Below are 22,424 nucleotides of genomic sequence, written 5' to 3' on the forward strand. Positions count from 1 at the left end.
ACGCTAGTAGCCGGTCATCTCAAGGTAGCCGCGCCCCTTGTGGCTGCCTGACACGGTGACCGGACCCTCCCAATACTGAAAGCGCGTTCCCATCCAAGCTTGGGTGTTCTGAGCTTGGACGCGAATATCCAGATCCTCGCCCGGGATGGTCACGCGCCAATCCGTCGGAACATCGCGCTCCGCCACCCGGCTGGTTTCCAGTGGTGTGAAGGTTACTGACCCGTCCGGCAGGCTGCGGCTGGAACCGTCCGCGTTGATCCAGGTGGCCGAAGTATAGTCCCCACGTCCGCCGCGCAGGCGAAACGCCATCAACTTGTCGCCGTCCTTGAAACTGAGTGAGAACCAGTCCCATCCTGACTGATCGGCAGCCAAAGGCTGCGAAGACCACTCTCGGTCCAGCCATCCGTTCCCGGTGACCGCTACATCGCCGTCGGGCAGATACAGCGTGCCCTGGACGGCGTAGCCCGGCTGCGAATAATAGTAGCTGGCCTGCCCATCAGCGGATTTCACGGAAAACCCATTCTCACCATGAAAAACCAGCGGCCCCGAAGCAGACAGGTTCAGGTCGTACCCGAAATCGGTTCCGTTTGCAGTCAGGGTCAGGGTCTGGAGCGTTGGTCCTGCCATGCGCCATTCGTCGATCCATGCTTCGAACGGGTCCGCCGTGACACCGGCCTGCCCAATTCCACCACGAGACAAGCGCTCGGTAAAGAAGTGGCGTTCCGGAGTTGTCAGCGCGGCGTGGCCCATCCAGATCTGTGGGCTTTGCCATCCAGCGGTTCCAAATGGCTTCAAGGCAGAGCGAAACAGGGTCCACTGTATGCCGTAGTCCCGACCGTCCTCTCCGGTCAGATTGGCCGTCAGGTACCACCATTCGATCCGATAGGATGGATGCGGGCCGTGGTCGGCGGGAAAATCGAACTGGTACTCTGGTTGTGGTACGTCAAACCCGTCGGCAGAACCGCCCAAACCGGCAAACCCCTGCGCCATTGCCGCAAGGGGCCAGAACAGCGCACACACGAGTAGTTTAGCGTTCATTGGCAAAGACCCTCAGCAAATCGGCCGGCGGCACCCGCCGAAGACGCCAGGCAGGCAGCGCCGCGGCAATGGCCGCGGCCACAAGTGTCCACAGCATGAGCTGCACCCATGACAACGGGAAAAGGTGCATGGGTAGCCGCCATCCAAACGCCTCGACATTGATGACGGCCAGCAGAATCCAAGCCAGTGCCAGACCCAGCGGCAAGGCGAGGCAGACGGTAAGCAATGCCAGAACCATGCTCCGCGCCAGTTCCAGTTTGGACAAATGCGACAGTGTCAGCCCCATTGCCCAGACCGGAGCGATCTGAGGCAGCCGCTGGGTCCAGAGGGTCAGCAAGCTGGTCAGTATGGCAAAGCCGGCCACGCCAAGCGTCAGGATGTTCAGAGCGGATGTCACGACAAATGTCTTTTCGAAGATCGCCATGGACTGCGCCTTCAGCGCGGCCTGCCGGATGATCGCGCCTGGGTCCAGATCAAACCTGTTCTGTAGATCCGCCGCCAGCTCATCTACGCGCTCCGGAGCGATGCGAATACCAAACCGTCGGTTTTCGGCATTTGGTGCGATCCTGCCGAACAGGTCCATTGAGACGATCGCTTGCCCGGTCGGATTGCCGTAGTCGGAATAGACGCCAGCGATTGCCAAAGTATGATCGGCGGTGAGCGCAATTGAATCCCCCGGCCACAGATCAGCACGGCGGGCCAGCTGTTCGTTGATCAGGATGGCGCCGTCGGCCAGAACCTTGGTCCATACGTCCGGGGCAGCGGCGACAAGGGGCCAGTTGTCCCGGTAGGTCGCATGATCGACCACTCCGTACAGAAACAGCGGGCCTGTGGGATGATCCAGCTCCACATTCCGTATCGGCAGGACTGCGTCAACGCGCGGGGTCAGCCATGTCTCGATCTCGAGACCTTGATCCGAGTCCTTTGCCGTGATGTACAGCTCGGCCATCAGGCGCTGGTCCAGCCAACCGACGAAGGTAAGCCGGAAGCTGGACACCATGGTTCCGACACCGATATTGGCGGCCAGGGCCAGCAGCAGAGCCATCAGTGCAAGCGACAGGCCCGGCAGCTGGGCCTGCATGTCGGCCAGCACCCACTGCCGAACCGGGTCACGGGCGCGCCCCGCGCACAGGTGCAATATGCTGGACAGAACCAGAGGCAGCAAAAGGGCGCTGCCGGTCAGAATGCCTGCCATCAGAGCGAAACCAGCGACCAATCCGTCAAAGAGCAGAAAGATCACGACCCCGCCAAGAGCGAGCCCAACACCCGCCAGTCCGGTCACGACGGCTCGTGTGCTGCGGCCACGCCATGCCTGCAAGCCTGGGCCGGACAATACCGGCATTCGGCCCAGACGCCACAGGGCGTATCCGCTGGCCGCTAGGGTTCCTGCGATGGACATACCCAGTCCGGTCAGCACCCAACCGCTCCTCAGTTGCAACTGACCATCCACCGGAGCCCCATAGAGCCCGCGCAGGGTTGCGGCGACATCGGGCAACAACGCTCCGGCCAAGAAGAAACCCAGTAGAAGGCCCATGGATCCACCGATCAAAGCCAGACCTACAAGTTCGGCCAGAATGATGCGGGAAAGCGTCCCCATCGGGACTCCCATCGCCCGCAGACTGCGGACCATTCCACGACGCTGCGCAAAGGCCAGTCCAACCGTTCCATGCACAATGAACAGCCCGACGGCGAAGGACAGCAGGCCGAACGCGGAAAGGTTCAGGTGGAAGCTGTCGGTCAGGCGTGTAGTGTCGACGCTGTTGGAAGGGGGCTGACGGTTCAGCTCCGGCGCAACCTGGGACAGGGGCGCAATGCCGCGAGGCTGATCGGGCAGGATGGCAAGTCGCGAAATCTCACCCGGTTTGTTCAACAGTGTCTCAGCCACGCCGATATCGGTCAGAACCACATTGGGGGGAAGCGCAGTGCTGGCGATCGCCGGTGGAAGATCGGGCTGATCCTGCAGCATTGGCACCAAGTCTGGTGGCGCCAGCAGTCGGCCGGGCGCGGTCAGCATGGTCGCCGGGTCGGGTGGGGCTTCTTCCTGTTCCAGTCGCGTTACCGCCGGAAGCGGCGGGTGGGCGACAAGGTCCACTCCGGTCAAAAGAACCGATCGGTCCCCAACCCTGTACCGACCTTCCAGAACGGCCGCAACCTGCCATCCGGCGCGACGCAGATTTACGTATGTGTCCAAAGGAATGTGGCCGGATGGATGCCGCAGCATCTCCATCTGCCCAAGCGCCAATTGTTGGTTGGCACGCGCATAGCTGGCACGGGCTTCGGCGTTGATAGCCTGGACCGCCGACCAAAGGCCTGTCGCAAGCGCGATTCCGATCAGCAGCGTGGCCAGTTGGATACGGTGCCAACGCCAATGCGACCAGAGGGCTTGGATCACGGTGCGCGTCATGCGATCCGCCCGTTTGCCAGGTGTGCCGTTTGATCAAGCCGGGCTGCGATCACGGGCGAATGCGTGACCAACAGCAGGGCTGCCCCGGTATCTGCAACCAAGGACAGCATCAGCTCCAGAACCGCCGCGCTTGCAGTCTCGTCCAGGTTTCCCGTTGGCTCGTCCGCCAGCAGCAGCTTGGGACGGACGGCAAGGGCCCGGCCAATCGCGACCCGCTGTTGCTGGCCGCCCGACAGATGTTCGGGATAGCGTTGGGTCAATTCGGCGAGACCGAGCGTCGCGGTCAGATGCGCGACCCACTCGGGGTCAACGCGATTTGCCAGCCGGGCATGAAATGACAGGTTCTGCGCAACCGTCAGCGACGGGATCAGATTGAATTGCTGGAACACCAGGGACACGTCTTCGCGCCTTAGCAATGCGCGGCCGCGATCGTCCAGTCGCGACAACGCCGTGCCATCCAGAACGATCTCACCGCTGTCAAAACTGTCCAGCGCGCCGGCAAGGTTCAGCAACGTGCTTTTGCCGCTGCCACTTTCGCCGGTGATGGCAAGCGTCTGACCGCGTTCCAGCGACAACGATACGTCGTTCAGGACAGGCCGCCCGCGCGGGTAGGTTTTGTGGATATTCTGTATTTCCAACAACATGATCAGTCTCACCTAGTGCGCTCTACAATGTGCGGCGCGCCGATCCGCTGTCCAGCCTTCAAAAAGTTTCGGTTCTTTTCGTCGCACGACTGCCCGCTGTCCGGCCTTGTGCCTTGAGGGCAGAGCCGCCATTGTGCAGTTTCAGTTTCCGGGCCGATGCAGGGTATTACCATGACGTTGTCGCAGCAGATCCTTTGGGGCAGCTTCTATCTGGGGCTGTGTTTCTTGATCGAGATCGGGCTGCTCACATGGTGCACCATCGTGGTGCGCAAGGTGATCGACAGATGGGAAGGGCAGGGAACCTTTCTGCCCACGGCAGGCCCGATCGCCTTGGCGCTGGCCGTCATCGTGGCGACGCATACGATTCAGGTGTGGATCTGGGCGATCGTCTGGGTGATGGGAGATGTCCTGCCGGACTGGAACTCGGCCTTGTATTTTTCGCTCGTGACCTTCACGACGCTGGGCTATGGCGACATTGTATTGGGTGAGGGCTTGCGGATTTTCGGGGCCTTCGCCTCGGTCACCGGATTGTTGGCCTTCGGTCTTTCCACGGCATTCATGGTCGCGCTGATGACGCGCGTATTCCAAGAACGGTTCCTGACCTAGAGGATCGGCGAGAACAGCCGCGCCAAAGGCGCGCCATAGCGGATATGCGGCGGTTGCTGGGCGAGGCTTCTGGACATTTCGTAGCTGGCTTCGAAATCGGTCTTCAGCATGTCCTCGGCGGCAGCGGCTGCCCGGCTGTCGAAGAACAGCGCCATCGCTTCGAAATTCAGACGGAACGAGCGGTTGTCCAGGTTGGTGGTGCCAACTGCGGCCAACGTGTCGTCCACCAGAATTACCTTTTGGTGCATGAACCCGTCGGTGTAGCGGAATACACGCACGCCGGAATCCCGGATTTCATCGAAATAGGCAAAGGCGGCCAACCAGGGCAGGCGGTGGTCAATCATGTCCGGCACCAGAATGCGGACATCGACGCCGCGCAGCGCGGCATGTTCCAGTGCCGTCATCACGTCGATATCCGGCACGAAATAGGGTGATGCGATCCACAGCCGCTCCTGTGCCGCAGCGATCGTGGAAAAGAACATCAACGACCCCGTTTCAGTCGCGTCGCCCGGTCCGGTGGCGACCAGCAGCGCGTTCATGTCCTGATCGGATTCCGATCCGGCCCAGTCCAGCACGTCAATCAGGTCTTCTCCGCGGGCCCAGTGCCAGTCCTCGGTGAAAATCAGCTGCAACTGACGAACGATATGGCCGGTCATCTTGATGTGGGTGTCCCGCCAGCGGCCAAAATACGGATCCTGCCCCAGGTATTCGACGCCCACATTGTGCCCGCCGATGAACCCGGTTTCGCCGTCGATGATCACGGTCTTGCGGTGGTTGCGGTAGTTCAGCTGAAACCGGAACTTCGGCCCGCGCTGGTCCCGTGGATCAGCGACATCCACACCGGCCGAGCGCAGCTCCTCCAGGTATGAGGACGGCAGGCCATAGCTGCCCACCGCGTCAGTCATGAACCGGACGCTGACCCCGCGTTTGGCCGCATCGATCAGCCTGTCTTGCAGCTCCAGCCCCAGCCCGTCATCGCGCACGATATAGAACTGAATGAGGACATAGTTCTTGGCCGCATCGATCGCGCGGAAGATGGATTGGAACGTCGCCTCTCCGTCGATCAATAGTTCGGCCCCGTTGCCGCGGGACAGGGGCAGGTGAGCCAGCGCCTCAAACGGGCGCGGATTGACGGTCAGCGTCGCGGGATCGGGTTTTGAGTGATCGGCAAAGCTGCGGATCCCTTCGACCACGCGCTCGCTTTCCTTGCGGGCGATCCGATACCCTTTGAACCGGTGATGTCCCAGGAACAGGTATAGCGGCACCGCCAGAAACGGTGCCGAAAGCAGAAACACCACCCATCCCACGGCGCCCTGCGGGGTGCGCGCCGTCTGAGCGGCCCGTACTGCAAAAAAAACCGCGACACAGTAGATGGCAAAGACGGACAGCGAGGCGATGAATGTCCACATGTGTGTGCCGACCTTTCCGCGCTTTAGTTCGAGCCGGTGAAAACCCGGGACCAGTCTTTGGCCATATCCACGATAACCCAGCCCATTTCTGGGCCTTTGTCCAGCCCGTCGACAAGCCGCCCGATGTGGCTGTCGCGATCATAGGCCCATTCCCGTTGGGCATCTGTGTGGTGGATCAGAACGCCCATCCGCGGCCCGTCGCCAGCGGTGGTCCATTCCAGCATGGCAAAATCACCGTCCGAGTTCCCGACCGCCAGGATCGGTCGTTTCCCGATCGTACGCTCGATATTGATCGGTTTGCCCTCCTTATCGTCGATGAACGCCAGCGCGGGCGCCTTCATGATCGTGGGCGTGCCGTCAACAATTTCGTAGGTGCTGTCCGCATAGGTTCCCAAAATCTGGTTGGGCGGTATTCCATAGGCGTCCTCGGCGAACACGCGCATGAAATGCAGGCCTCCGCCCGAAACTATGTAGGTCGTGAACCCCTCGTCACGCAGATACCGGAGCAGTTCGACCATGGGCTGATACGTCATCTGGTCATAGGCCAGCCCCGTATCGGGATGGCGTTCCGTCTGAAGCCATTCGGCGACGGAAGCCTGGAACGCATCGACGCTGAGCCCCGAATGCGTGGCGCTGACGACTTCGATCAAGGCATCTTCACCGCCCTTCAGCACGGTTTCGGCGTCGCCCTTGGCCGCGGCCTCCAAGGTCGGCGTGGTCAGGACCGAGGGATCGTCCTGCGCCATCTCGGCCAACTCATCCATCGCGTAGATGAACTGGAAATAGACCGGCTGCTCGGCCCAGAGCGTTCCGTCATTGTCAAACACCGCCACCCTGTCTGCAGGGGTGACATAGCCGTCCGAGTTCGGCGTCGTCACCGTATCGACAAAGGCGATGATCCGTTCCTTGGCCGGACTGTCGGTCCAACTGGGCAGAGGGTCCGCCGCAAGGCCCGCAGGCAACGCGAAAACGGCGGCTGAGAAGATCAGGCGGAACATGAAATATCCTTTCGCATCAAAGAAATGAGGGTCGCCGATCAAGCCGGCGACCCTCGAGAGTAGAACCGACCTTTATCAGTTGTTGGTCGGCGTCAGCATCTTTTCCATCACCTGATCCAGGCTGAAGCTCGCCGCCTTCTGGCGCGGCGGGAACTCCTGGAAGGTTGCGAGGAAATTCGCCACGTATTGCTGCGCGGGCACCAAGAAATACACGCGGTCGATCATCCAGTCATAGTAGGTGTTGGACGTGCGATATCCGCGTTCATAGGGATCGCGGCGCAGGTTCACGATGATCGGAACGCGCAGTTCGGTCCATGGCTCCATCCAGGCGCGCAGGGTGGCCCAAGCCTTCTGCTCCAGGAAGATCAGCTTCCAGTCTCCGAAGCGCAGCGCCGTCATGTCGCCGTCATCCGAAAAATAGAAGATCTCCTTGCGCGGGCTTTCTGTGGTTTCACCCGTCAAGAGTGGCAGGATGTTGTAGCCGTCCAGATGCACCTTGTAGTCGCGACCCATCCCCGAGGACGAATAGCCTGCCTTCAGCTTGTCCTTGATCTCGGGGTCTCCGGCCGCCGCCAGATAGGTCGGGAGCCAGTCCATGTGATGCACGATCTCGTTGGTGACCGATCCAGGTTCGATCTTGCCGGGCCAACGCACCATCGAGGGCACGCGCCAGCCGCCTTCCCAGTTGGTGTTCTTTTCGCCCCAGAACGGCGTGGACGCAGCATCGGGCCACGTATTGTAGTGCGGTCCGTTGTCTGTCGAGTAATGAACGATCGTGTTGTCGGCGATGCCCAACTCGTCCAGCAGATCGAGCAACTGGCCTACATGCATGTCATGTTCGATCATGCCGGCCGAGTATTCGTCCATCACACGACCGGTCATGTCATTGGCCTGCTGGCGCATCTCGTCTTTGACATGAGTGCGGAAGTGCATGCGCGTTCCGTTCCACCAGACATAGAAGGGCTGGCCTTGCTCGTGGGCCCGCTTGATGAAGTCGATCGCCGCAGCCACCGTTTCCTCATCCACGGTCTCCATCCGCTTCTTGGTCAGCGGTCCGGTATCTTCGATGGTTCCGTCGGCCTTGGACTTGATGACGCCACGGGGACCAAAGGCTTCGCGGAAAGTCCGGCCATCGGGCAAAACGGTGTCACCCGGATAGTCTTCGTTCTCGGGCTCCTCTTCCGCGTTCAGGTGGTAGAGATTTCCGAAAAACTCGTCAAATCCGTGGTTTGTCGGAAGATGTTCATCTTTGTCTCCCAGGTGGTTCTTGCCGAATTGACCGGTGGCATAGCCGTGGTCCTTCAACAAACCAGCAATGGTCGGATCTTCGACCTGCATACCAAGATCGGCACCTGGCAGGCCAACCTTCGACAGCCCTGTGCGGAACACTGACTGACCCATGATGTAAGACGACCGCCCTGCGGTACAGGACTGCTCACCATAATAGTCGGTGAAGATCATGCCTTCATTCGCGACCCGGTCGATATTGGGCGTACGGTATCCCATCATGCCTTTGGTATAGGCCGAGATGTTCGACTGACCGATGTCGTCGCCCCAGATGACCAGAATGTTGGGTTTCTGATCTTGCGCCCAGGCCGGCGCGGCCAGCGCGACAGAAACCGTAGCAACTGCCAATCGTCGCAGTCCTCTGCGCCATAGATGCGTTAAATTTCCCTGTGATGACATCTTTTTCTCCTTATGTGGTCAGGCAAAAACGGCCTTGCAGGAAAGTCAAAAAGGGGAAATTGCGTCCCCCGATCCGTCAATCATTCAACACGCCCTTCGCAGGTCAGGCGGTTCGGCAAAAAGGGGGAATCAAGATAAGCCCCTCTAGGCAATTGATAACTATCACAAAGACCAATCTAAAAATACTTATGTTTGAAGATAGCGCCCTGGGATTTGGCTCAGATTGGGTTGACGTCAGGTAAGTAATTGGCAGCCGCGTCAGGGATTGAGCTGGGGCAAGGCGGATTTAGAGTGGCCTAGGGGGCGGGCGATACGGTCAAGGCAATCTCGGACCTTGCTCCAGTTTTCCGCTTGTTGATCGCCGCCGCCATATCTGGACGCGCCGATTTCGGCCAGAGAAGCCTCGAATTCTGCAGTGTCTGGCGGGTCGGCCAGTCGCCGTTTCCAGACTTCCAACTTTTGATAAACACGGGCCAAGTCTTGTTGGCGCACAGCCTGCTTGAGTTCCGAAAAGGCATGCGCTGCCGAGGCCAGCCTGCGTTGCCTGGCCGCTGCCCAGCGTGCCAAAAGAACCGGATGTAGTTTGCGAAAAACAAACCATAATATCACGACCCCAATGAAGAAATAGCCGACCAGCTGCAGAACGGTTTCCCGGTCCGGAGGCTGCCAAGGCGGCGGCGCAAGAACGAGGTCGACGGAATCGGCGCGCGCAGTTTCAACCTTGTTGGTCTTGAGGTTGAACCAATCGATCTCGACAGCCGGCAATTGGGTCTGTCCGCCGTCCTGGGCCACATAGGTCACGCGGTCGGTGCGCTGGCCGGACAGAACGCCCCGGTCTTCGGTTTCCGACAATCGGGGTTCATTGGGATAGGCTCGCAACAATGGGTCCTCGATCTCGGGCAACAAAGGCGGGATCATGATCGGGGTCGTTCCGGTGATCTTTGCCGTCAGGGTGCGGGTCAGTGCGTCTCCGGTTTGAAGGCTGGTATCGCCCTCAATCTCCTGCGACAGTTCGAACCAGTCAGCGATTATCAGGGGATCCAATCCTCGGGCTGCGTCAGGAATCCCGACTGTCAGGCGAACGGCGGGCAGGGGAACCGAGACCTGAACGGGATCGTTGGTTTCGGGATCGGCAAATGTCACCTGCACCTCGGCCGCCGCAAATTCATACGTACCGGGGGCCAACGGATACAGCCGATAGCTGCGCTGAACCCCGGACCATGTTTGGCCTTCGACGCTCTCGCTGACCGGCCCCGAAGCGCGATCGGGCAGGCGTACCAGAAGGTTTTCCTGTTCAAGCGATGGAAAGACCGGCGGATTTGGCATGTAGGTCGGTACCAGCACCTTCAGGCGAACGATGGCGGGCTGGCCGACGATTGTCGGATCCGGCGGCACTTCGATCGTGACGCGGGGCTGGATGTCTGGTGCTTGCGCCGAAGCCTGGGCGGGCCACAGAAGCAGCATCAAGAGCGCGAAGTACCTCATTGGGAACGCTCCTGATTTTCAAGAACAAACCGGCTGCGCAGGAAGTCCTGCATGTCGGTGTCGATGGCGCTGATCCACTGGTCGGCCGACAAGGGCGCGGCGTCCCCGGTCTCGGCCTGTTGCGTGGTGTCCGCGCCCAAACCGGCTTCGTTGTCGAACACCACGTCATCCGCCCCGATGCCCGCCTCCTCGCCGGTATCGGATTGCTCGCGGGTGGATTCGACCTCGGCCAGAATGGCCTGGGCGACGGCCAGGTTGTACGCGGCCTCCGGCCAATCCGGGCGGCGCTCCAGCGCGGTTTCAAAGGCTGCGATGGCCGGACGATACTCTCGATTTCGGATGCGGGCCATGCCTTCGGCAAACGCTGCTTCGGGCGTGGAAAGCTGGGCAAAGGTCTCGGAGGCTTCGGCATATTGCCCGGCTTTCAACTGGGCGTAGCCTCGGTGATACGGATCTTGAAACAGCGTGCTGGCGGCGGCGTAGTCCTTGCGATTCATGGCGATCTGGCCCTGCTGGTCCGGGGTCAGGAACCAGTCCCGCCAACCGTCTGCGCGCGCGCCGGTCGGTGGCAGAAACAGCAATGTCACAAACCCCCAGCGGATGACCCAGCCGCGTCGGAACCACAGCAGCGCGATCAAGGCGACGGGCCAAGCCAATATCCAGGCGCGGTCCTGCCAGTCGACGCGGTCATCCTCGCCCAAGGCCGTGGAAAAACTGCGGGTGATCGCGCGGTTCAGCCGGGAGATGTCACGGTCGTCGCCCGAGAAGGGAACGATCGTGGCGCTGCGCAGGCCGTCCAGTTGCGGAATCTGGCGGCCATTCGGAAGCATTGTCAGAAAAAACAACGGGGTATCAGATTGTCCCAACGCGGAAACCTGTTGCGGATCGATATCGTCAAGTACGAAGAGAACCGCGCCTGTGCCTGTCTGATCGCCCAGAATGTCCTGCGCCAGCGTCAGCGCGTCACCGGCTGCATCGCCCGCCACCGGCATGACCGCCGGGGTCAACCCTTCGAGCAAGGGGCGCAGGATGTTGGCGTCTTCGGTCAGCGGCGCGACCCGGTGCGCCGTTCCGGCATAGGCGATCAGGGCGGTGGGCGCACCTGCGCGGGTGTTGATCAGATCGGTGATCTTCAACTTGGCACGGTCCAGCCGTGACGGCGCCAGGTCTGCCTCCTCCATGCTGTCGGTGACCTTGAGCGCGATCACCAGCGGCGCGGTATCCGCGATCAGAGGGTTCGGCGCCCGTGACCATGTCGGCCCCGCCACGGCAAGGGTCAGAAGACCGGCAGCGAGCGCGGCGAGGTCCAGTGGACCGACCCGCCGTTGATCTTCGGCCCCCAGACGCAGTGCCTGAGCGAGGTGGGGTGCAATGCCTGCAGGCAGGTCCGAGCTGCCCGATCTGCGCGGCCGGGTCAGCCACCAGACAGCGGCAATCGGCAGCAACAGCAGCAACCAGTAGGGGCGCAGGAAATGAAACTGGGCAAGAGCGTCTATCATGCCACGCGCCTCCGACCCTGTGAAAGGCGAAAGCCCAGGGTGCTGGCGAGGATGAGGAGCAGCGCCGCCGCCAGTGGATAATGCGCAAGGCTGACCCTCGGGCGGTAGCTTTGGGTTTCCACCACACGGGGGTTCTGGGCGTCGATCTGTTGGTAGACCTCGGTCAGGGCGGCCTCATCATCGGCAAAGAAATATTGGCCTTGGGTTTTGTTGGCGATGTCCTTCAGCGCGTCCAGGTCGACCCGGTCTTCGCCCGTGGCATTCGGGTCGCCGACGCCAATCGTGTAGATCACGACCCCCTTGTCCGCCGCAATCGACGCGGCATTGACCGGCGTCATGCGGCTTGAGGTGTCGGCACCGTCCGACAGGACGATCATCAGGCGTTGGTCCACCTCGCTCGACTCGAAGGTGCGGATGCCCAGCCCGATCGCATCGCCCAGCGCCGTGTTCGGACCTGCCATGCCGACGGCAGTCTGGTCCAGAAAGCCGTTGAGGCTTTGCAAATCCTCGGTGAACGGGGCCTGAACGAAAGCGCGGGTGCCGAAGATGATCAGCGCTATCCGGTCACCGTCCCGCGCGGCGATGAAGGCGCGCAGAACGTCCTTGACGGCCTCCAGTCGCTGCTTGGGTGTGCCGTCTGCGGCCTTGAAATCGCGCTGGTCCATCGAGCCCGAGATGTCCACGGCCAGCACCACGTCGCGGGCGGATTTCTCGATGACGATCGGGTCGCCCAACCGTTCGGGCCGGGCCATTGCCAGAACCAGAAGCACCCAGATCAGGATCGCCAGACCGGCTTGCATCCGCGTCCGTCTCAGGGTTACCGAGCCGGATTGCGGCTCGGCCCCGGCTGCATGTGCGACGTGGCGAAAGAACGGGATGCGAATGGCATCGACCCGTTGCCTGTGCGGCGGAGCAAGGAAATAGACCAGTGCCGGCAGTGGCAGCAGAAGAAACACCCAAGGCGCGGCGAAACTGAACATCAGACCGCCCCCTTGGACCGATGCGACTTGATCCATTGCCGCGCCAGTTCGGCGGCATCCGGGTCGGTGACCCCCTTGCGGTATGGGGCGGCCGCCAGATTGCCGAGGGCCGAGGCGGAAAACCCGGACAGGTCAGCGGTTTGGCCAAGAAAATTCGTCCAGTCGTCACCGGTCAAACCGGCCACCTGAGACCGGGGAAAGGCGACAAGCGCCGCGCGGCGCACGATCTCGGCGGCTTTGGCCGGGTCATTCTGACACCAGTCCAATTCCTTCAGTGCATACCGCCGATAGGCATTTGACTGCCGGTGCCGCAGGATCGCCACGAGGATCAGACCAACCACGAGCAACAGTGCCACTGCCAGAACAACCCAGCCCCAGGTCTGCGGTACCATGGAAATCGGAGCCGGCTCGGGCGCGGGTTTCAGCATGTCCAGCAGCTCGACCAGCGATTTGCCTTCGGTGTCCGGGGTCATGACCGCCCCCGTTGGTGGCCGAACAGTCTCAGGATCTGGGCCAGAGCGGGCTCGGCGGTGGTCAGCGGGACGACGGGAAACCCGTATCGGCGCGACCAGGATTGCAGCTGCGCCAGCCGTTGCTCCATCGCCTGTGTCACGCGGTCCGACATCTGGCGGTCTGACGCGTCCAGTTCGATCTGCTGGTCGCCGTCCGAGACCGTCAGGCGAAGCTCGGGCGGCATGTGGCGCGAGATCGGATCGGAGATGTCGAACAGGATCAGGTCATTGGAATGGGCCAGGCGGCGCAGCAGCCGTTCGGACCCGTCGGTCAGGCCGTCAAAGTCCGAGAACACGCAGACCAAGGCATTGGTATGTGCGATGCGCGCAGCCTGTTGCAGCACCTGGTTTAGCGAGACCGTGGTCTGTGGGCGCAACCCAGCGTGCAGGCTGCAATTGAGCGCGCCGAGCGAGGACAGAAATCTCCGCAAGGCCGCCGGGCGGCGCTGTGGCCGAAGTTCGGCCAGGTCGGCATCGCCGAACACGATCCCGCCGACGCGGTCGCCTTGCGCCAGAACCCGATGGGCGGCGATGGCCGCAGCCTCGGCCGCTACCACCGATTTCATGTAGACTTGTGTGCCGAAGAACATCGAGACCCGCTGATCCACCAGAAGCAGCGCCGGGCGGTCGCGCTCTTCGGTATAGACGCGCACATGCGGCTCGCCGGTTCGGGCCGTCACTTTCCAGTCGATCGTGCGGATGTCGTCGCCGGGCAGATAGCTGCGCAGTTCCTCGAAATTCAGGCCGCGCCCGCGCAGGCGCGAGGCATGGCGGCCGTTCAGCACTGAACGGGCCGGCTGTCGGGGCAGAAGGCTGAGCGCGCCGGTGCGCCCGCCCAGGCTCAGCAGGTGGCGGGCATCGACGTGGATGCGTGGGTCGCGGGATGTCGCTGCGGTCGGGGACACGCGGCTCTCCTTTGTTGCGATCAGGGCAGGGCGACGAGCTTCAGGATCTCGTCGATCACGTCATCGGCGGTCTTGGCGTCCCCCTGCGCTTCGAAACTCAGCGTGATGCGGTGGCGGAACACGTCATGGGCAATAGCACGGATGTCGGCCGGGTCCACATAGTCGCGCCCGTTCATCCAGGCATGTGCCCGGCCGCATTTGTCCAGCGCCAGCGATGCCCGCGGGCTGGCGCCGATCTCGATCCACGCGGCGAGCTCATCGCTAAGCGCGGACGGCGTCCGGGTGGCCTGAACCAGATCGGCCATGTACCGATCCATCGCATCCGAGACATGGATCTGCCCGATCTGCTGCCGGGCGGCAAAAACGGCATCCTGCGGGATCGGTGAGGGTTTCTCGGCGGTGGTCCCGGAATTGGCGGCCGTATCCTCGCCGCGGACCAGACGGATCACCAGCACCTCGTCCTCTACCGGGGGGTAGGTGATCTGCACATGCATCAGGAACCGGTCCATCTGCGCCTCGGGCAGCGGATAGGTACCTTCCTGCTCGATCGGGTTCTGGGTGGCCATCACGATGAACAGCGGCTCCATCTTGTGGGTGGTGCCGGACACTGTGACCTGCCGTTCCTCCATCGCCTCAAGCAGCGCGGCCTGAACCTTGGCCGGCGCGCGGTTGATCTCGTCCGCCAGGACGATGTTGGCGAAGATCGGACCGGGCTCGAACCGAAAGGTGCCGCCCGCGTCGGTCTGGGTATAGACCTCGGTCCCGGTCACGTCGGACGGCAGCAGGTCGGGCGTGAACTGGATGCGGCTGAATTCGGCATCAAGATTGCGCGCCATCGCCTTGACGGCACGGGTTTTGGCCAGGCCGGGCAAACCTTCGATCAGCAGGTTCCCGTTGGCCAGCAGCCCGATCAGAAGGCGGTCGATGACCTGTGTCTGTCCAATGATCGATTGGGCCATCCGGGCTTTGAGATCGTTGATTTGGTCAAGCGGTGTCATGGCGGTCCAATCATCAGAAATGGTCAATCATGCGTTTGCGCCGGACCCGCTGGATCTTTTCGGTCAATCCATTGCAATATTTGAAAGTTAGCAGCGCACCTCGGGCCGATCCACCCCCGATTTCAGGGCGTTCAGCCCCGATCAGGACCGTGCGACTTGACGTCGTCGGCCAGACGTCCATCCAGCGACATGAGGACGGCGATAGGGCGCAGGGCCGGAATGTGGCTGAAGATGATCAGAATGCACACGGTCAACGGAACGCTGAGAAACGCGCCGATCAGGCCCCAGACCGTCGTCCAGAACGTCAGTGCGAGGATGACAAGAAAGGTCGACATGTTCAGCGAGCGGCCCAGCAGGGCCGGATCAAGGAAGTTGCCGATCAGGAATTGGATGGTACCGCACCCGAAGACGATGATCAGGAACGGGCCGATCGTCTCGAACTGAACAAGGGCGATCATCGCGGGAAAGATCACGGCGATGATCGACCCGATTGATGGGATGAAGTTCAGGGCAAACGTCAGAACGGCCCAGGTTTCCGCGTATTCCAGACCCAATACGCGAAAAACCGAATAGCTGATTCCAGCGGTAACGAGGCTGATGAAGGTCTTGACCCCGACATAGCGCTGCAAGCTGAAGGTAATCGCATCCAGTACCGAGGAAAGCTCGGCTCCGGTGACGGGGTTGCCGGCCGCAATCCGCAGCTTTTTGCGGAAGGCCAGCCGTTCGGCCATAAGGAAGGCCACATAAAGGCTGATCAGGAAAAACTGGTTCAGCATCGAGGTGGCGCTGCCCAGCAAAATCCGCGCGACCGAGGTCATGTCGATGCTGATCAGGTTGTCCCGGACAAAAGAGGTGACATCATTCCCGACCAGACCGGTGACGCGGTTGATCACGCCGTCGAACTGGCTTTCATACGTGCCCGCGGTCCGCGCGAACTGCGTGGCCTGACTGCCCAGGATGTAGGTGATCATGAACAGGCCTGCCAGAACCACTGTGACGGCGGCCAGGTTGGCAAGCCAGACCGGAGCACGGGTCAGCGCGATAACCCGATCGCTGAGTGCGATGATCAGCACGTTGATCAGCAAGGCCATGGTCAGCGGAATCAGAAAGCTGGCGCCGGCGTAAAGCCCCAGAACCACAAGCGTCAGCACGATGGTGACGTCGCGTACGACACTCAACCTCAGCGGTGTGCGGGTGGGGGGCTCTGATGGCGTCATGCGGGGCCTCGGCTATACCGGCGCAAGCCGGCAGCGATTGGAGTTTTGTGGGGCAATCCTGCACAGGCGGCGGGCTTTTTGCAATCGGGCCAGACAGTTATTCGGAAGAATCTCGTGCAATTGGCACATTGGCTGGTTCTTCCAACGCGGATTGCAGGCTAGAGTTTCCCAATGACACGTCTTTCGATTCCCGTTTTTGGCCGGTTTGGCCGGGCGCTGTGGCTGGCGGTCCAACGCTTCGGCGACAAAAACGGTTTCGTCATGAGCAGCCATGTGGCGATGTCGCTGATGCTGGCGCTGTTTCCGTTTGTTCTGTTCACCGTCGCTTTGGCCGGATCGTTGTCGCAGGGATATGTGACGGACGAACTGATCGAATTGATATTCGGTGCGTGGCCACAGGACGTAGCCCAACCCATCGTGGCCGAATTGCGCGCGGTTCTGGACGGGTCGGGTTCCGGTGTGATCACGCTGGGCGGTCTGCTGGCCGTGTACTTCGCCTCGAACGGAGTGGCGGCCGTACGTGCCGCCATGAACCAGGCTTATCATGACAATGACAGCTGGCCATTCTGGAAGACGCGCCTGCTGTGCCTCGGGTTGGTCATTTTGGGCGGAGCCGCGATCCTGCTGATCGCGGCGGTTGAACTGGTGCTGCCGGTCTACACACGTCTGGTGTCCGAGAATACTGCCGTGGACGTGGGCGAATGGCTGTCGGTTGACCGTTTGCGGTGGACCTTCACGGTGGCGGTGCCGGCGGGAACGGTTCTGCTGGCCCATCTGATCCTGCCGACAAAGCGTCACCGCATCATGCAAATCCTGCCCGGTGTGGCGCTGACCCTTCTGTTGTGGGCGGCCGGAGGGTGGGGGTTCTCGGTCTATATCGCGCAATTCGCGACCTACAGCGCCACCTATGCTGGCCTGGCGGGGGCCATGGCCGCGTTGATTTTCATGTATCTGTGCGCCGCCATCCTTATTTTCGGCGCAGAGTTCAACGGCGCGCTGATGGACATCGACAACCAGGGCGAGGTCGGACCTTCATGAGAAATTGGCACCGCATCGCCTGGATCATTGCGTTTTCCGGATGCGCCCTCTTGCAAAACAGCGGTTGGGCGTGGGCGCAGGACTATGTCGGCTCGGACGCTTGTCGTGATTGTCATGACGAACAGGTGCAAGCCTGGGCGGGATCCCACCACGCCTTGGCCTGGACAGAGCCCACGTCAGACACCGTTGTGGCCGATTTCGATGATACGACCTTTTCTCATGATGGCATGACCGTCACGTTTCGGCGGGAGGGGTCGGACTATCTTGCCGACGTGACCGAGAAGGACGGCCAAAGCCAGCAATACAGGGTTCATTCCGTCGCTGGGATTGAGCCGTTGCAGCAATATCTGTTTGAAACCGAGCCCGGCCGATTGCAGAGCTTTGATGTGGTCTGGGACACGCAGGCCGAGCGCTGGTACCACCTGTATCCGGATCAGGACTTGCCGCCAGACGATGGGCTGCATTGGACCGGCCCCTACAAGAATTGGAACGGCCGCTGCGCGGAGTGCCACGCGACAGGGTTCGAAAAGAACTTCCAGCCGCAGACCCAGTCCTTTGCTTCCGACCAGGTCGAGATCGGCGTGGGCTGTGAGGCCTGCCACGGCCCCGGCTCGGCCCATCTGGATTGGACAAAAGGTCAGCCCGCGCCTGCCGGGCTGAACGAGTTTGGCTTTCCTGCCATCTGGGGTACGGGCGACACCGAGGTCGAGATTCAGCAATGCGCCGGCTGTCATTCCCGCCGCGAAGCGATGGAGGACGGAAACCCGCTGCCTGGCACGCCATTCCACGATGCCTACAATCTGGCGCTTCTGCGTCCGGGTCTGTACCAGCCCGACGGCCAGATACTGGACGAGGTCTATGTCTATGGATCGTTTCTGCAGTCCAAAATGTATGCGCAAGGCGTCGGCTGCCTGAACTGCCATGAGGCGCACAGTGCAACCTTGAAAGCCGAGGGCAATGCGGTCTGTACGCAGTGCCATTCCCCGGCTGGCAATCCCGATTTTCCGTCACTGCGAAAGGCGCAATACGACGATCCCTCACACCACCACCACCCGGAGGGAGGCGAGGGGGCGCAGTGCAAAAGCTGCCACATGATCGAACGCCTCTATATGGGCGTGGATGGTCGGCGCGATCACAGTTTCCGTGTGCCGCGCCCCGATCTGGGCTTGGGAGAGGATGCCTGCACTGATTGCCACACCGATCAGGATCAGCCATGGGCGGCCGCCGCCATCAATGACTGGTTCCCGAACTCCGATCATCGTACGCCCCATTTCGGGACCTCATTCGCCCCCGCATTCGCCGGAGAGGTCGAGGACCCGGCCGCGTTGCTGGCTATTGCTCAAGACGGTGCGCAACCCGGCATCGTGCGGGCGACGGCCGCCTATCTGCTGCAACCCTTCGCGACCCCCGAAATGGCCGAGCAAACAGCAACGATGCTGACGGACGAAGACCCATTGGTTCGCGCCAACGCGGCGGTGTTGCAGCGGGCGGCAGGGCTGGACGACAGGGTGGCCCGTTTGTCGCCGCTGTTGTCCGACCCAGTGCGAAGTGTACGCCTTGCCGCTGCCAAGGAGTTCCTGCCCATTCCCGCCGCGGCTTTGACGCCCCTGCAGCGCAACAACGCGCGTGAGAACATGGCGGATTGGCAGCGCTCGTTGTCCAACCGTCTGGATTTCCCGGAAACCCACCTGGTCCTTGGGGGGATGGCGCTGACGCTGAGAAACCCTGTCGCCGCCGAACAGGCCTTTCGTCAGGTGGTATCCATGGATCCCCAGCGCGAGGATGCTTGGCCCATGTTGATCCAGCTGGCCCAAATCAACCGCGGCACGGACGCAGCCCGACAGATATTGGATGAGGGTCTTCGGACTCTGCCGGACAGCCCAGCGCTTCAGGATCTTGCGCGGCAACTGGGCCGGTAAACCGGCATCGAAGCGACGCAGTTGCGCCATTTTGCAGTCCCATTTACCGGCCAACATCCATGGTCAAGGCATTGACCAGTTCAGGATGTGGTAATCCATGTTGTATTTGAAACGCCCGTCGACAAAGCTCGACCAACCTGTGGCCACGCGCCGGGTCTCGCTGGATCAGCGGATCGAAGAGTTGCGCAACAAGCCGGCCACGTATCTCAACCATGGCGAGGCGTTGCTGCTGCAGGGGATGGCGGCGGCGTCGTTGCGGCCGCAGCGTATTGTGGCCGACAAGATCGCGCTGGACGACGATTGATCAGCCCCGAAAACCGGTTGCCACCACGAATTTTTCCGAACTGTCCGACCGTGAAGCTGGCGGTTTGACGTTTGCCACTTTCTCGAACTTTTGCTTCAGCAGTTTCTGCAGATCGCCTTCGGCGCCACCGGCCAGAACTTTTGCGACAAAGGTTCCTCCGACCTCCAGCACGTCAAAGGCGAAGTAGGCGGCCGTTTCGCACAGCGCCATGATCCGCAGGTGGTCGGTCTGCTTGTGCCCGGAGGACGCGGCGGCCATGTCCGACATGACAACGTCGGCCTTGCCGCCAAGCCACTGTTTTACCTTCTCGTCGGCATCGTCTTCCATGAAGTCCAGAACGTGGGTTTCGGCACCCGCCACGGGCTCGACCTCTTGCAGGTCGATGCCCAGAACCGTCCCGATCCGTTTGCCCGATTTCTCGCCCAGCGCATTCACGCGTTTCACCGCGACCTGGCACCAGCCACCGGGCGCGCAGCCAAGGTCGACCACGCGTGCGCCAGGAACCAGAAAGCGGAACTTGTCGTCCAACTCCAGAATCTTGTAGGCCGCGCGACCCCGATACCCCTCGGCCTGCGCTCGCTTAACATACGGATCATTCAGCTGCCGCTCGAGCCAGCGGGTCGAACTGAGCTTGCGTCCGCGCGCGGTTTTGACCTTGACCTTCAGGTCACGCTGCCCGCGTCCCGAAGTGTTTTTGCCGCTGGGTTTCTTGGCCATTGAAAAGGTCTCCTAAAGACTGCGAGGCCTTTACCCGCTTGTTCATGTGGCATCAAGCCGATGATATCGACCGCTCCCTCAATAGCAGATCGGGCCAGGGCGTAGAAACACCAAATGCCACCCATCCGAGACCGTTCAAGAGCTTCCCGCCGAGGTCGCCAGATGTCGGCGGTGACGCCGAAAAACAGTGCAGCAGTTCTAGCGCCTCTGCCGAGTCGACCGCTGGCACGGCGATCCCAATGCCGCCAATCGCCAAAGCATAGTGCGGAACGGTATTGGCGATGTGAAAACCCGGGCTGAATACCTTGAACCCGGCAGCCTCAAGCGCACAGATCGTGGTTGCGGCCGTCGAAACCCGGTAGGCGATCGCTATGGTCGCAAGCGGCATGCAGCGCAGAGCTTTCTCAAAACGGCCCGTCTTCCAGGACGCCATCGGCGCTCATCTGTGCATAAAGCAAACCCTCGCGCAGCCCGCGGTCCGCCACCGATAGGCGGTCGGTCGGCCAGCAGCGCAACAGCGCCTGCAAGATGGCAGATCCGGACATGATCAGCGCCTGCCGGTCCTCGCCGATGCGCGGATCGCGACGGCGGCCTTGAGGGCCAAGCTCCAGATAGCCGCGAATGACCTTGTCAATCTGATCGCTGGTCATGCGCAGGCCGTCCACCTTGGTCCGGTCATAGCGTTTCAGGCCCAGATGAGAGGCAGCGACTGTTGTGACGGTGCCGCTGGTGCCAACGATCTGAAACCCCTCGCGGGCCTGTTCGTCCTTATAGGGCGCAAAATCTGCGAGGTTTTCTTCAAAAAACCAACTCATCAGGGCAAAGCGGGCAGCATCGTCTTCGACATCGTGGAACTGATCGCGCAGTGTGGCAACGCCCAGTGGAACGCTGATCCAGTCCACCACCTTGGCGGCGGGAAAAGGACTGTCGACCGTGTGAAACCCGTTGTGCAGCCGCATGATCGCCGTTGAACGGTCGCGTCGCGGAACCGAGGACAGGTCGATCCAGACCAGCTCGGTCGAGCCGCCGCCGATATCCACGACCAGCAACTGCTCGGTCTTGGTGCTGACCAGCGGAGCACAGGAAATGACCGCCAGACGGGCTTCTTCCTCGGGTTGGATGATTTCAAGGGTCAGGCCAGTCTCACGCTTCACCTGACGTATGAAGTCGCGTGAGTTTCGGGCGCGGCGGCAGGCTTCGGTCGCCACAAGCCGCATACGCTTGACCTTGTTCCGTTTCAGCTTTTGCTGGCAAATCCGAAGGGCTTGGATGGTGCGCGCCATCGAGGACCGCGACAGCCGTCCGGTCCTTTCAAGCCCGGCACCAAGCTGCACGGACTTCGAGAAGCTGTCGACCACATGAAAGCCGCTGCCCTTGGGCTGGGCGATCAGCATGCGACAACTGTTAGTCCCCAAATCCAGCGCGGCATACAGGGCATCTGGATCGGGTCTTGCCGGCGCGGGGCTTTCGACCACCTTCGGGAACGCGCCCGCACCTTTGGGACGCTTGGGCGCCATCGTCACGCCCTCCGATTTTCGAGTTACCCCGACCTTAGGTCGCGGGCGCGCGTCGTGCAAGACGCTCATTAAAGTCATGAGGATTTTGATGGACCCCGACACTGGAGAAACCGGTGCAGGGCCTGTATCCCGAACTGCAAAACGTCGCTGTAAAAGCCCCGGGTGTCGAAATCCGACCGACCCGCCCCCACATAGCCGTTTAGAACCGGACCATCTGGTTAGGAGGAATCAAGATCAATGCCTGACGTCACCATCGTTTACTGGCGCGACATCCCCGCTCAGGTCATCGTGGGCAAGGGCCGCCGTGGCGCAAAGCGACAGTTGGATATGCGGTTCGAGCAAGCCATCGACCGCGCCGCCATGAAGGTGAACGCCAAGGACAGTGATGCCTATCTGGCCGAGTGGCGCAAAGCCGAGCCGTTCGAGGTTGAGGGTGACCCGACCGAAATCGCCGAGGCTGAAGCGCTACGCCTGGAAACGGAATACGATCAGGACCGCATCAAGGCCCTGATCGCAAATGACGGTTGGGCATGAGCCCCAGATCTTTA

At 61.4% G+C, this 22,424-nt stretch carries 21 protein-coding genes; 5 read left to right on the forward strand and 16 right to left on the reverse strand.

What is annotated here, in order from left to right:
* Window positions 1-3: 3 nt before the first annotated feature.
* From ACR0NB_RS04385 to ACR0NB_RS04395, 3 genes are read right to left on the reverse strand one after another with little or no spacing between them, the layout of a single operon-like run.
* Window positions 4-1,038, reverse strand: a complete 1,035-nt coding sequence (locus tag ACR0NB_RS04385) for a lipocalin-like domain-containing protein (RefSeq protein WP_480775033.1) — start codon at window positions 1,036-1,038, stop codon at window positions 4-6.
* The gene (locus tag ACR0NB_RS04390) at window positions 1,028-3,442 is read right to left on the reverse strand and encodes an ABC transporter permease (protein WP_480775034.1); all 2,415 of its coding nucleotides are present in this window, start codon (window positions 3,440-3,442) and stop codon (window positions 1,028-1,030) included. Before ACR0NB_RS04390 ends, ACR0NB_RS04385 begins: the two co-directional genes overlap by 11 nt.
* Complete coding sequence (locus tag ACR0NB_RS04395; protein WP_170442781.1) at window positions 3,439-4,086, reverse strand: ABC transporter ATP-binding protein; 648 nt, start codon at window positions 4,084-4,086, stop codon at window positions 3,439-3,441. The genes ACR0NB_RS04390 and ACR0NB_RS04395 overlap by 4 nt, the downstream gene beginning before the upstream one ends.
* Window positions 4,087-4,257: 171 nt before the next feature.
* Between ACR0NB_RS04395 and ACR0NB_RS04400 the strand changes: the two genes are divergently transcribed.
* A complete protein-coding gene (locus ACR0NB_RS04400; RefSeq protein WP_260066215.1) occupies window positions 4,258-4,692 on the forward strand; it encodes a potassium channel family protein in 435 nt (144 codons plus the stop codon).
* Here ACR0NB_RS04400 and cls read toward each other — a convergent pair.
* From cls to ACR0NB_RS04450, 10 genes are all read right to left on the reverse strand, one after another.
* Window positions 4,689-6,101 (reverse strand): cardiolipin synthase, encoded by a 1,413-nt coding sequence (cls, locus tag ACR0NB_RS04405; RefSeq protein WP_260066213.1) that lies wholly within the window; start codon window positions 6,099-6,101, stop codon window positions 4,689-4,691. The genes ACR0NB_RS04400 and cls overlap by 4 nt on opposite strands.
* A gap of 23 nt (window positions 6,102-6,124) precedes the next feature.
* A complete protein-coding gene (locus tag ACR0NB_RS04410) occupies window positions 6,125-7,099 on the reverse strand; it encodes an HAD family hydrolase (RefSeq protein ID WP_480775035.1) in 975 nt (324 codons plus the stop codon).
* Between the two features lie 75 nt (window positions 7,100-7,174).
* The gene (locus tag ACR0NB_RS04415; protein ID WP_093962145.1) at window positions 7,175-8,785 is read right to left on the reverse strand and encodes an arylsulfatase; all 1,611 of its coding nucleotides are present in this window, start codon (window positions 8,783-8,785) and stop codon (window positions 7,175-7,177) included.
* Window positions 8,786-9,043: 258 nt separating this feature from the next.
* Window positions 9,044-10,270, reverse strand: coding sequence for a hypothetical protein (locus ACR0NB_RS04420; protein ID WP_480775036.1), 1,227 nt, complete (start codon window positions 10,268-10,270; stop codon window positions 9,044-9,046).
* Entirely contained in the window at window positions 10,267-11,769 is a 1,503-nt protein-coding gene (locus ACR0NB_RS04425) for a VWA domain-containing protein (protein ID WP_480775037.1), read from the reverse strand. The genes ACR0NB_RS04420 and ACR0NB_RS04425 overlap by 4 nt, the downstream gene beginning before the upstream one ends.
* Window positions 11,766-12,749 (reverse strand): vWA domain-containing protein, encoded by a 984-nt coding sequence (locus ACR0NB_RS04430; protein ID WP_480775038.1) that lies wholly within the window; start codon window positions 12,747-12,749, stop codon window positions 11,766-11,768. The genes ACR0NB_RS04425 and ACR0NB_RS04430 overlap by 4 nt, the downstream gene beginning before the upstream one ends.
* The gene (locus ACR0NB_RS04435; protein ID WP_480775039.1) at window positions 12,749-13,222 is read right to left on the reverse strand and encodes a DUF4381 domain-containing protein; all 474 of its coding nucleotides are present in this window, start codon (window positions 13,220-13,222) and stop codon (window positions 12,749-12,751) included. The genes ACR0NB_RS04430 and ACR0NB_RS04435 overlap by 1 nt, the downstream gene beginning before the upstream one ends.
* Window positions 13,219-14,166 carry a DUF58 domain-containing protein gene (locus ACR0NB_RS04440; protein WP_480775040.1) on the reverse strand — a complete coding sequence of 316 codons (948 nt, stop codon included), beginning with the start codon at window positions 14,164-14,166 and terminating at the stop codon, window positions 13,219-13,221. The genes ACR0NB_RS04435 and ACR0NB_RS04440 overlap by 4 nt, the downstream gene beginning before the upstream one ends.
* A gap of 20 nt (window positions 14,167-14,186) precedes the next feature.
* Window positions 14,187-15,164 carry an AAA family ATPase gene (locus ACR0NB_RS04445; protein WP_480775041.1) on the reverse strand — a complete coding sequence of 326 codons (978 nt, stop codon included), beginning with the start codon at window positions 15,162-15,164 and terminating at the stop codon, window positions 14,187-14,189.
* 131 nt (window positions 15,165-15,295) lie between these two features.
* On the reverse strand, window positions 15,296-16,381 hold the full coding sequence (locus ACR0NB_RS04450) for an AI-2E family transporter (RefSeq protein ID WP_170339049.1): 1,086 nt from the start codon (window positions 16,379-16,381) through the stop codon (window positions 15,296-15,298).
* Window positions 16,382-16,552: 171 nt separating this feature from the next.
* Between ACR0NB_RS04450 and ACR0NB_RS04455 the strand changes: the two genes are divergently transcribed.
* The 3 genes from ACR0NB_RS04455 to ACR0NB_RS04465 all read left to right on the forward strand — a co-directional run bounded on the left by ACR0NB_RS04455 (window position 16,553) and on the right by ACR0NB_RS04465 (window position 19,642).
* Complete coding sequence (locus ACR0NB_RS04455; protein ID WP_170359160.1) at window positions 16,553-17,419, forward strand: YihY/virulence factor BrkB family protein; 867 nt, start codon at window positions 16,553-16,555, stop codon at window positions 17,417-17,419.
* Window positions 17,416-19,338 carry a multiheme c-type cytochrome gene (locus tag ACR0NB_RS04460; protein WP_480775042.1) on the forward strand — a complete coding sequence of 641 codons (1,923 nt, stop codon included), beginning with the start codon at window positions 17,416-17,418 and terminating at the stop codon, window positions 19,336-19,338. Before ACR0NB_RS04455 ends, ACR0NB_RS04460 begins: the two co-directional genes overlap by 4 nt.
* A gap of 97 nt (window positions 19,339-19,435) precedes the next feature.
* Window positions 19,436-19,642: a hypothetical protein gene (locus ACR0NB_RS04465; RefSeq protein WP_170528623.1), complete on the forward strand. Its 207-nt coding sequence runs from the start codon at window positions 19,436-19,438 to the stop codon at window positions 19,640-19,642.
* Here the strand turns inward: ACR0NB_RS04465 and ACR0NB_RS04470 are convergent, their stop codons facing one another.
* Genes ACR0NB_RS04470 through ACR0NB_RS04480 form a run of 3 tightly spaced genes read right to left on the reverse strand, consistent with a single transcriptional unit; the run spans window position 19,643 to window position 21,876 of the window.
* Window positions 19,643-20,359, reverse strand: a complete 717-nt coding sequence (locus ACR0NB_RS04470) for an RlmE family RNA methyltransferase (RefSeq protein ID WP_480775043.1) — start codon at window positions 20,357-20,359, stop codon at window positions 19,643-19,645.
* 52 nt (window positions 20,360-20,411) lie between these two features.
* Window positions 20,412-20,792 carry a hypothetical protein gene (locus tag ACR0NB_RS04475; RefSeq protein WP_480775044.1) on the reverse strand — a complete coding sequence of 127 codons (381 nt, stop codon included), beginning with the start codon at window positions 20,790-20,792 and terminating at the stop codon, window positions 20,412-20,414.
* Window positions 20,764-21,876: a Ppx/GppA phosphatase family protein gene (locus ACR0NB_RS04480; RefSeq protein ID WP_170363420.1), complete on the reverse strand. Its 1,113-nt coding sequence runs from the start codon at window positions 21,874-21,876 to the stop codon at window positions 20,764-20,766. Before ACR0NB_RS04480 ends, ACR0NB_RS04475 begins: the two co-directional genes overlap by 29 nt.
* A 237-nt stretch (window positions 21,877-22,113) precedes the next feature.
* Between ACR0NB_RS04480 and ACR0NB_RS04485 the strand changes: the two genes are divergently transcribed.
* Window positions 22,114-22,410, forward strand: coding sequence for a virulence factor (locus tag ACR0NB_RS04485; RefSeq protein WP_170359170.1), 297 nt, complete (start codon window positions 22,114-22,116; stop codon window positions 22,408-22,410).
* Window positions 22,411-22,424 lie beyond the last annotated feature (14 nt).

The sequence above is a fragment of the Ruegeria sp. CG3 genome, from assembly GCF_056537205.1.

Excerpts from the sequence above, each read along its gene's own strand:
- ACR0NB_RS04385 (WP_480775033.1), bottom strand. The coding sequence starts at position 1,038 with ATGAACGCTAAACTACTCGTGTGTGCGCTGTTCTGGCCCCTTGCGGCA.
- ACR0NB_RS04390 (WP_480775034.1), bottom strand. The coding sequence starts at position 3,442 with ATGACGCGCACCGTGATCCAAGCCCTCTGGTCGCATTGGCGTTGGCAC.
- ACR0NB_RS04395 (WP_170442781.1), bottom strand. The coding sequence starts at position 4,086 with ATGTTGTTGGAAATACAGAATATCCACAAAACCTACCCGCGCGGGCGG.
- ACR0NB_RS04400 (WP_260066215.1), top strand. The coding sequence starts at position 4,258 with ATGACGTTGTCGCAGCAGATCCTTTGGGGCAGCTTCTATCTGGGGCTG.
- cls (WP_260066213.1), bottom strand. The coding sequence starts at position 6,101 with ATGTGGACATTCATCGCCTCGCTGTCCGTCTTTGCCATCTACTGTGTC.
- ACR0NB_RS04410 (WP_480775035.1), bottom strand. The coding sequence starts at position 7,099 with ATGTTCCGCCTGATCTTCTCAGCCGCCGTTTTCGCGTTGCCTGCGGGC.
- ACR0NB_RS04415 (WP_093962145.1), bottom strand. The coding sequence starts at position 8,785 with ATGTCATCACAGGGAAATTTAACGCATCTATGGCGCAGAGGACTGCGA.
- ACR0NB_RS04420 (WP_480775036.1), bottom strand. The coding sequence starts at position 10,270 with ATGAGGTACTTCGCGCTCTTGATGCTGCTTCTGTGGCCCGCCCAGGCT.
- ACR0NB_RS04425 (WP_480775037.1), bottom strand. The coding sequence starts at position 11,769 with ATGATAGACGCTCTTGCCCAGTTTCATTTCCTGCGCCCCTACTGGTTG.
- ACR0NB_RS04430 (WP_480775038.1), bottom strand. The coding sequence starts at position 12,749 with ATGTTCAGTTTCGCCGCGCCTTGGGTGTTTCTTCTGCTGCCACTGCCG.
- ACR0NB_RS04435 (WP_480775039.1), bottom strand. The coding sequence starts at position 13,222 with ATGACCCCGGACACCGAAGGCAAATCGCTGGTCGAGCTGCTGGACATG.
- ACR0NB_RS04445 (WP_480775041.1), bottom strand. The coding sequence starts at position 15,164 with ATGACACCGCTTGACCAAATCAACGATCTCAAAGCCCGGATGGCCCAA.
- ACR0NB_RS04450 (WP_170339049.1), bottom strand. The coding sequence starts at position 16,381 with ATGACGCCATCAGAGCCCCCCACCCGCACACCGCTGAGGTTGAGTGTC.
- ACR0NB_RS04455 (WP_170359160.1), top strand. The coding sequence starts at position 16,553 with ATGACACGTCTTTCGATTCCCGTTTTTGGCCGGTTTGGCCGGGCGCTG.
- ACR0NB_RS04460 (WP_480775042.1), top strand. The coding sequence starts at position 17,416 with ATGAGAAATTGGCACCGCATCGCCTGGATCATTGCGTTTTCCGGATGC.
- ACR0NB_RS04465 (WP_170528623.1), top strand. The coding sequence starts at position 19,436 with ATGTTGTATTTGAAACGCCCGTCGACAAAGCTCGACCAACCTGTGGCC.
- ACR0NB_RS04470 (WP_480775043.1), bottom strand. The coding sequence starts at position 20,359 with ATGGCCAAGAAACCCAGCGGCAAAAACACTTCGGGACGCGGGCAGCGT.
- ACR0NB_RS04475 (WP_480775044.1), bottom strand. The coding sequence starts at position 20,792 with ATGGCGTCCTGGAAGACGGGCCGTTTTGAGAAAGCTCTGCGCTGCATG.
- ACR0NB_RS04480 (WP_170363420.1), bottom strand. The coding sequence starts at position 21,876 with ATGGCGCCCAAGCGTCCCAAAGGTGCGGGCGCGTTCCCGAAGGTGGTC.
- ACR0NB_RS04485 (WP_170359170.1), top strand. The coding sequence starts at position 22,114 with ATGCCTGACGTCACCATCGTTTACTGGCGCGACATCCCCGCTCAGGTC.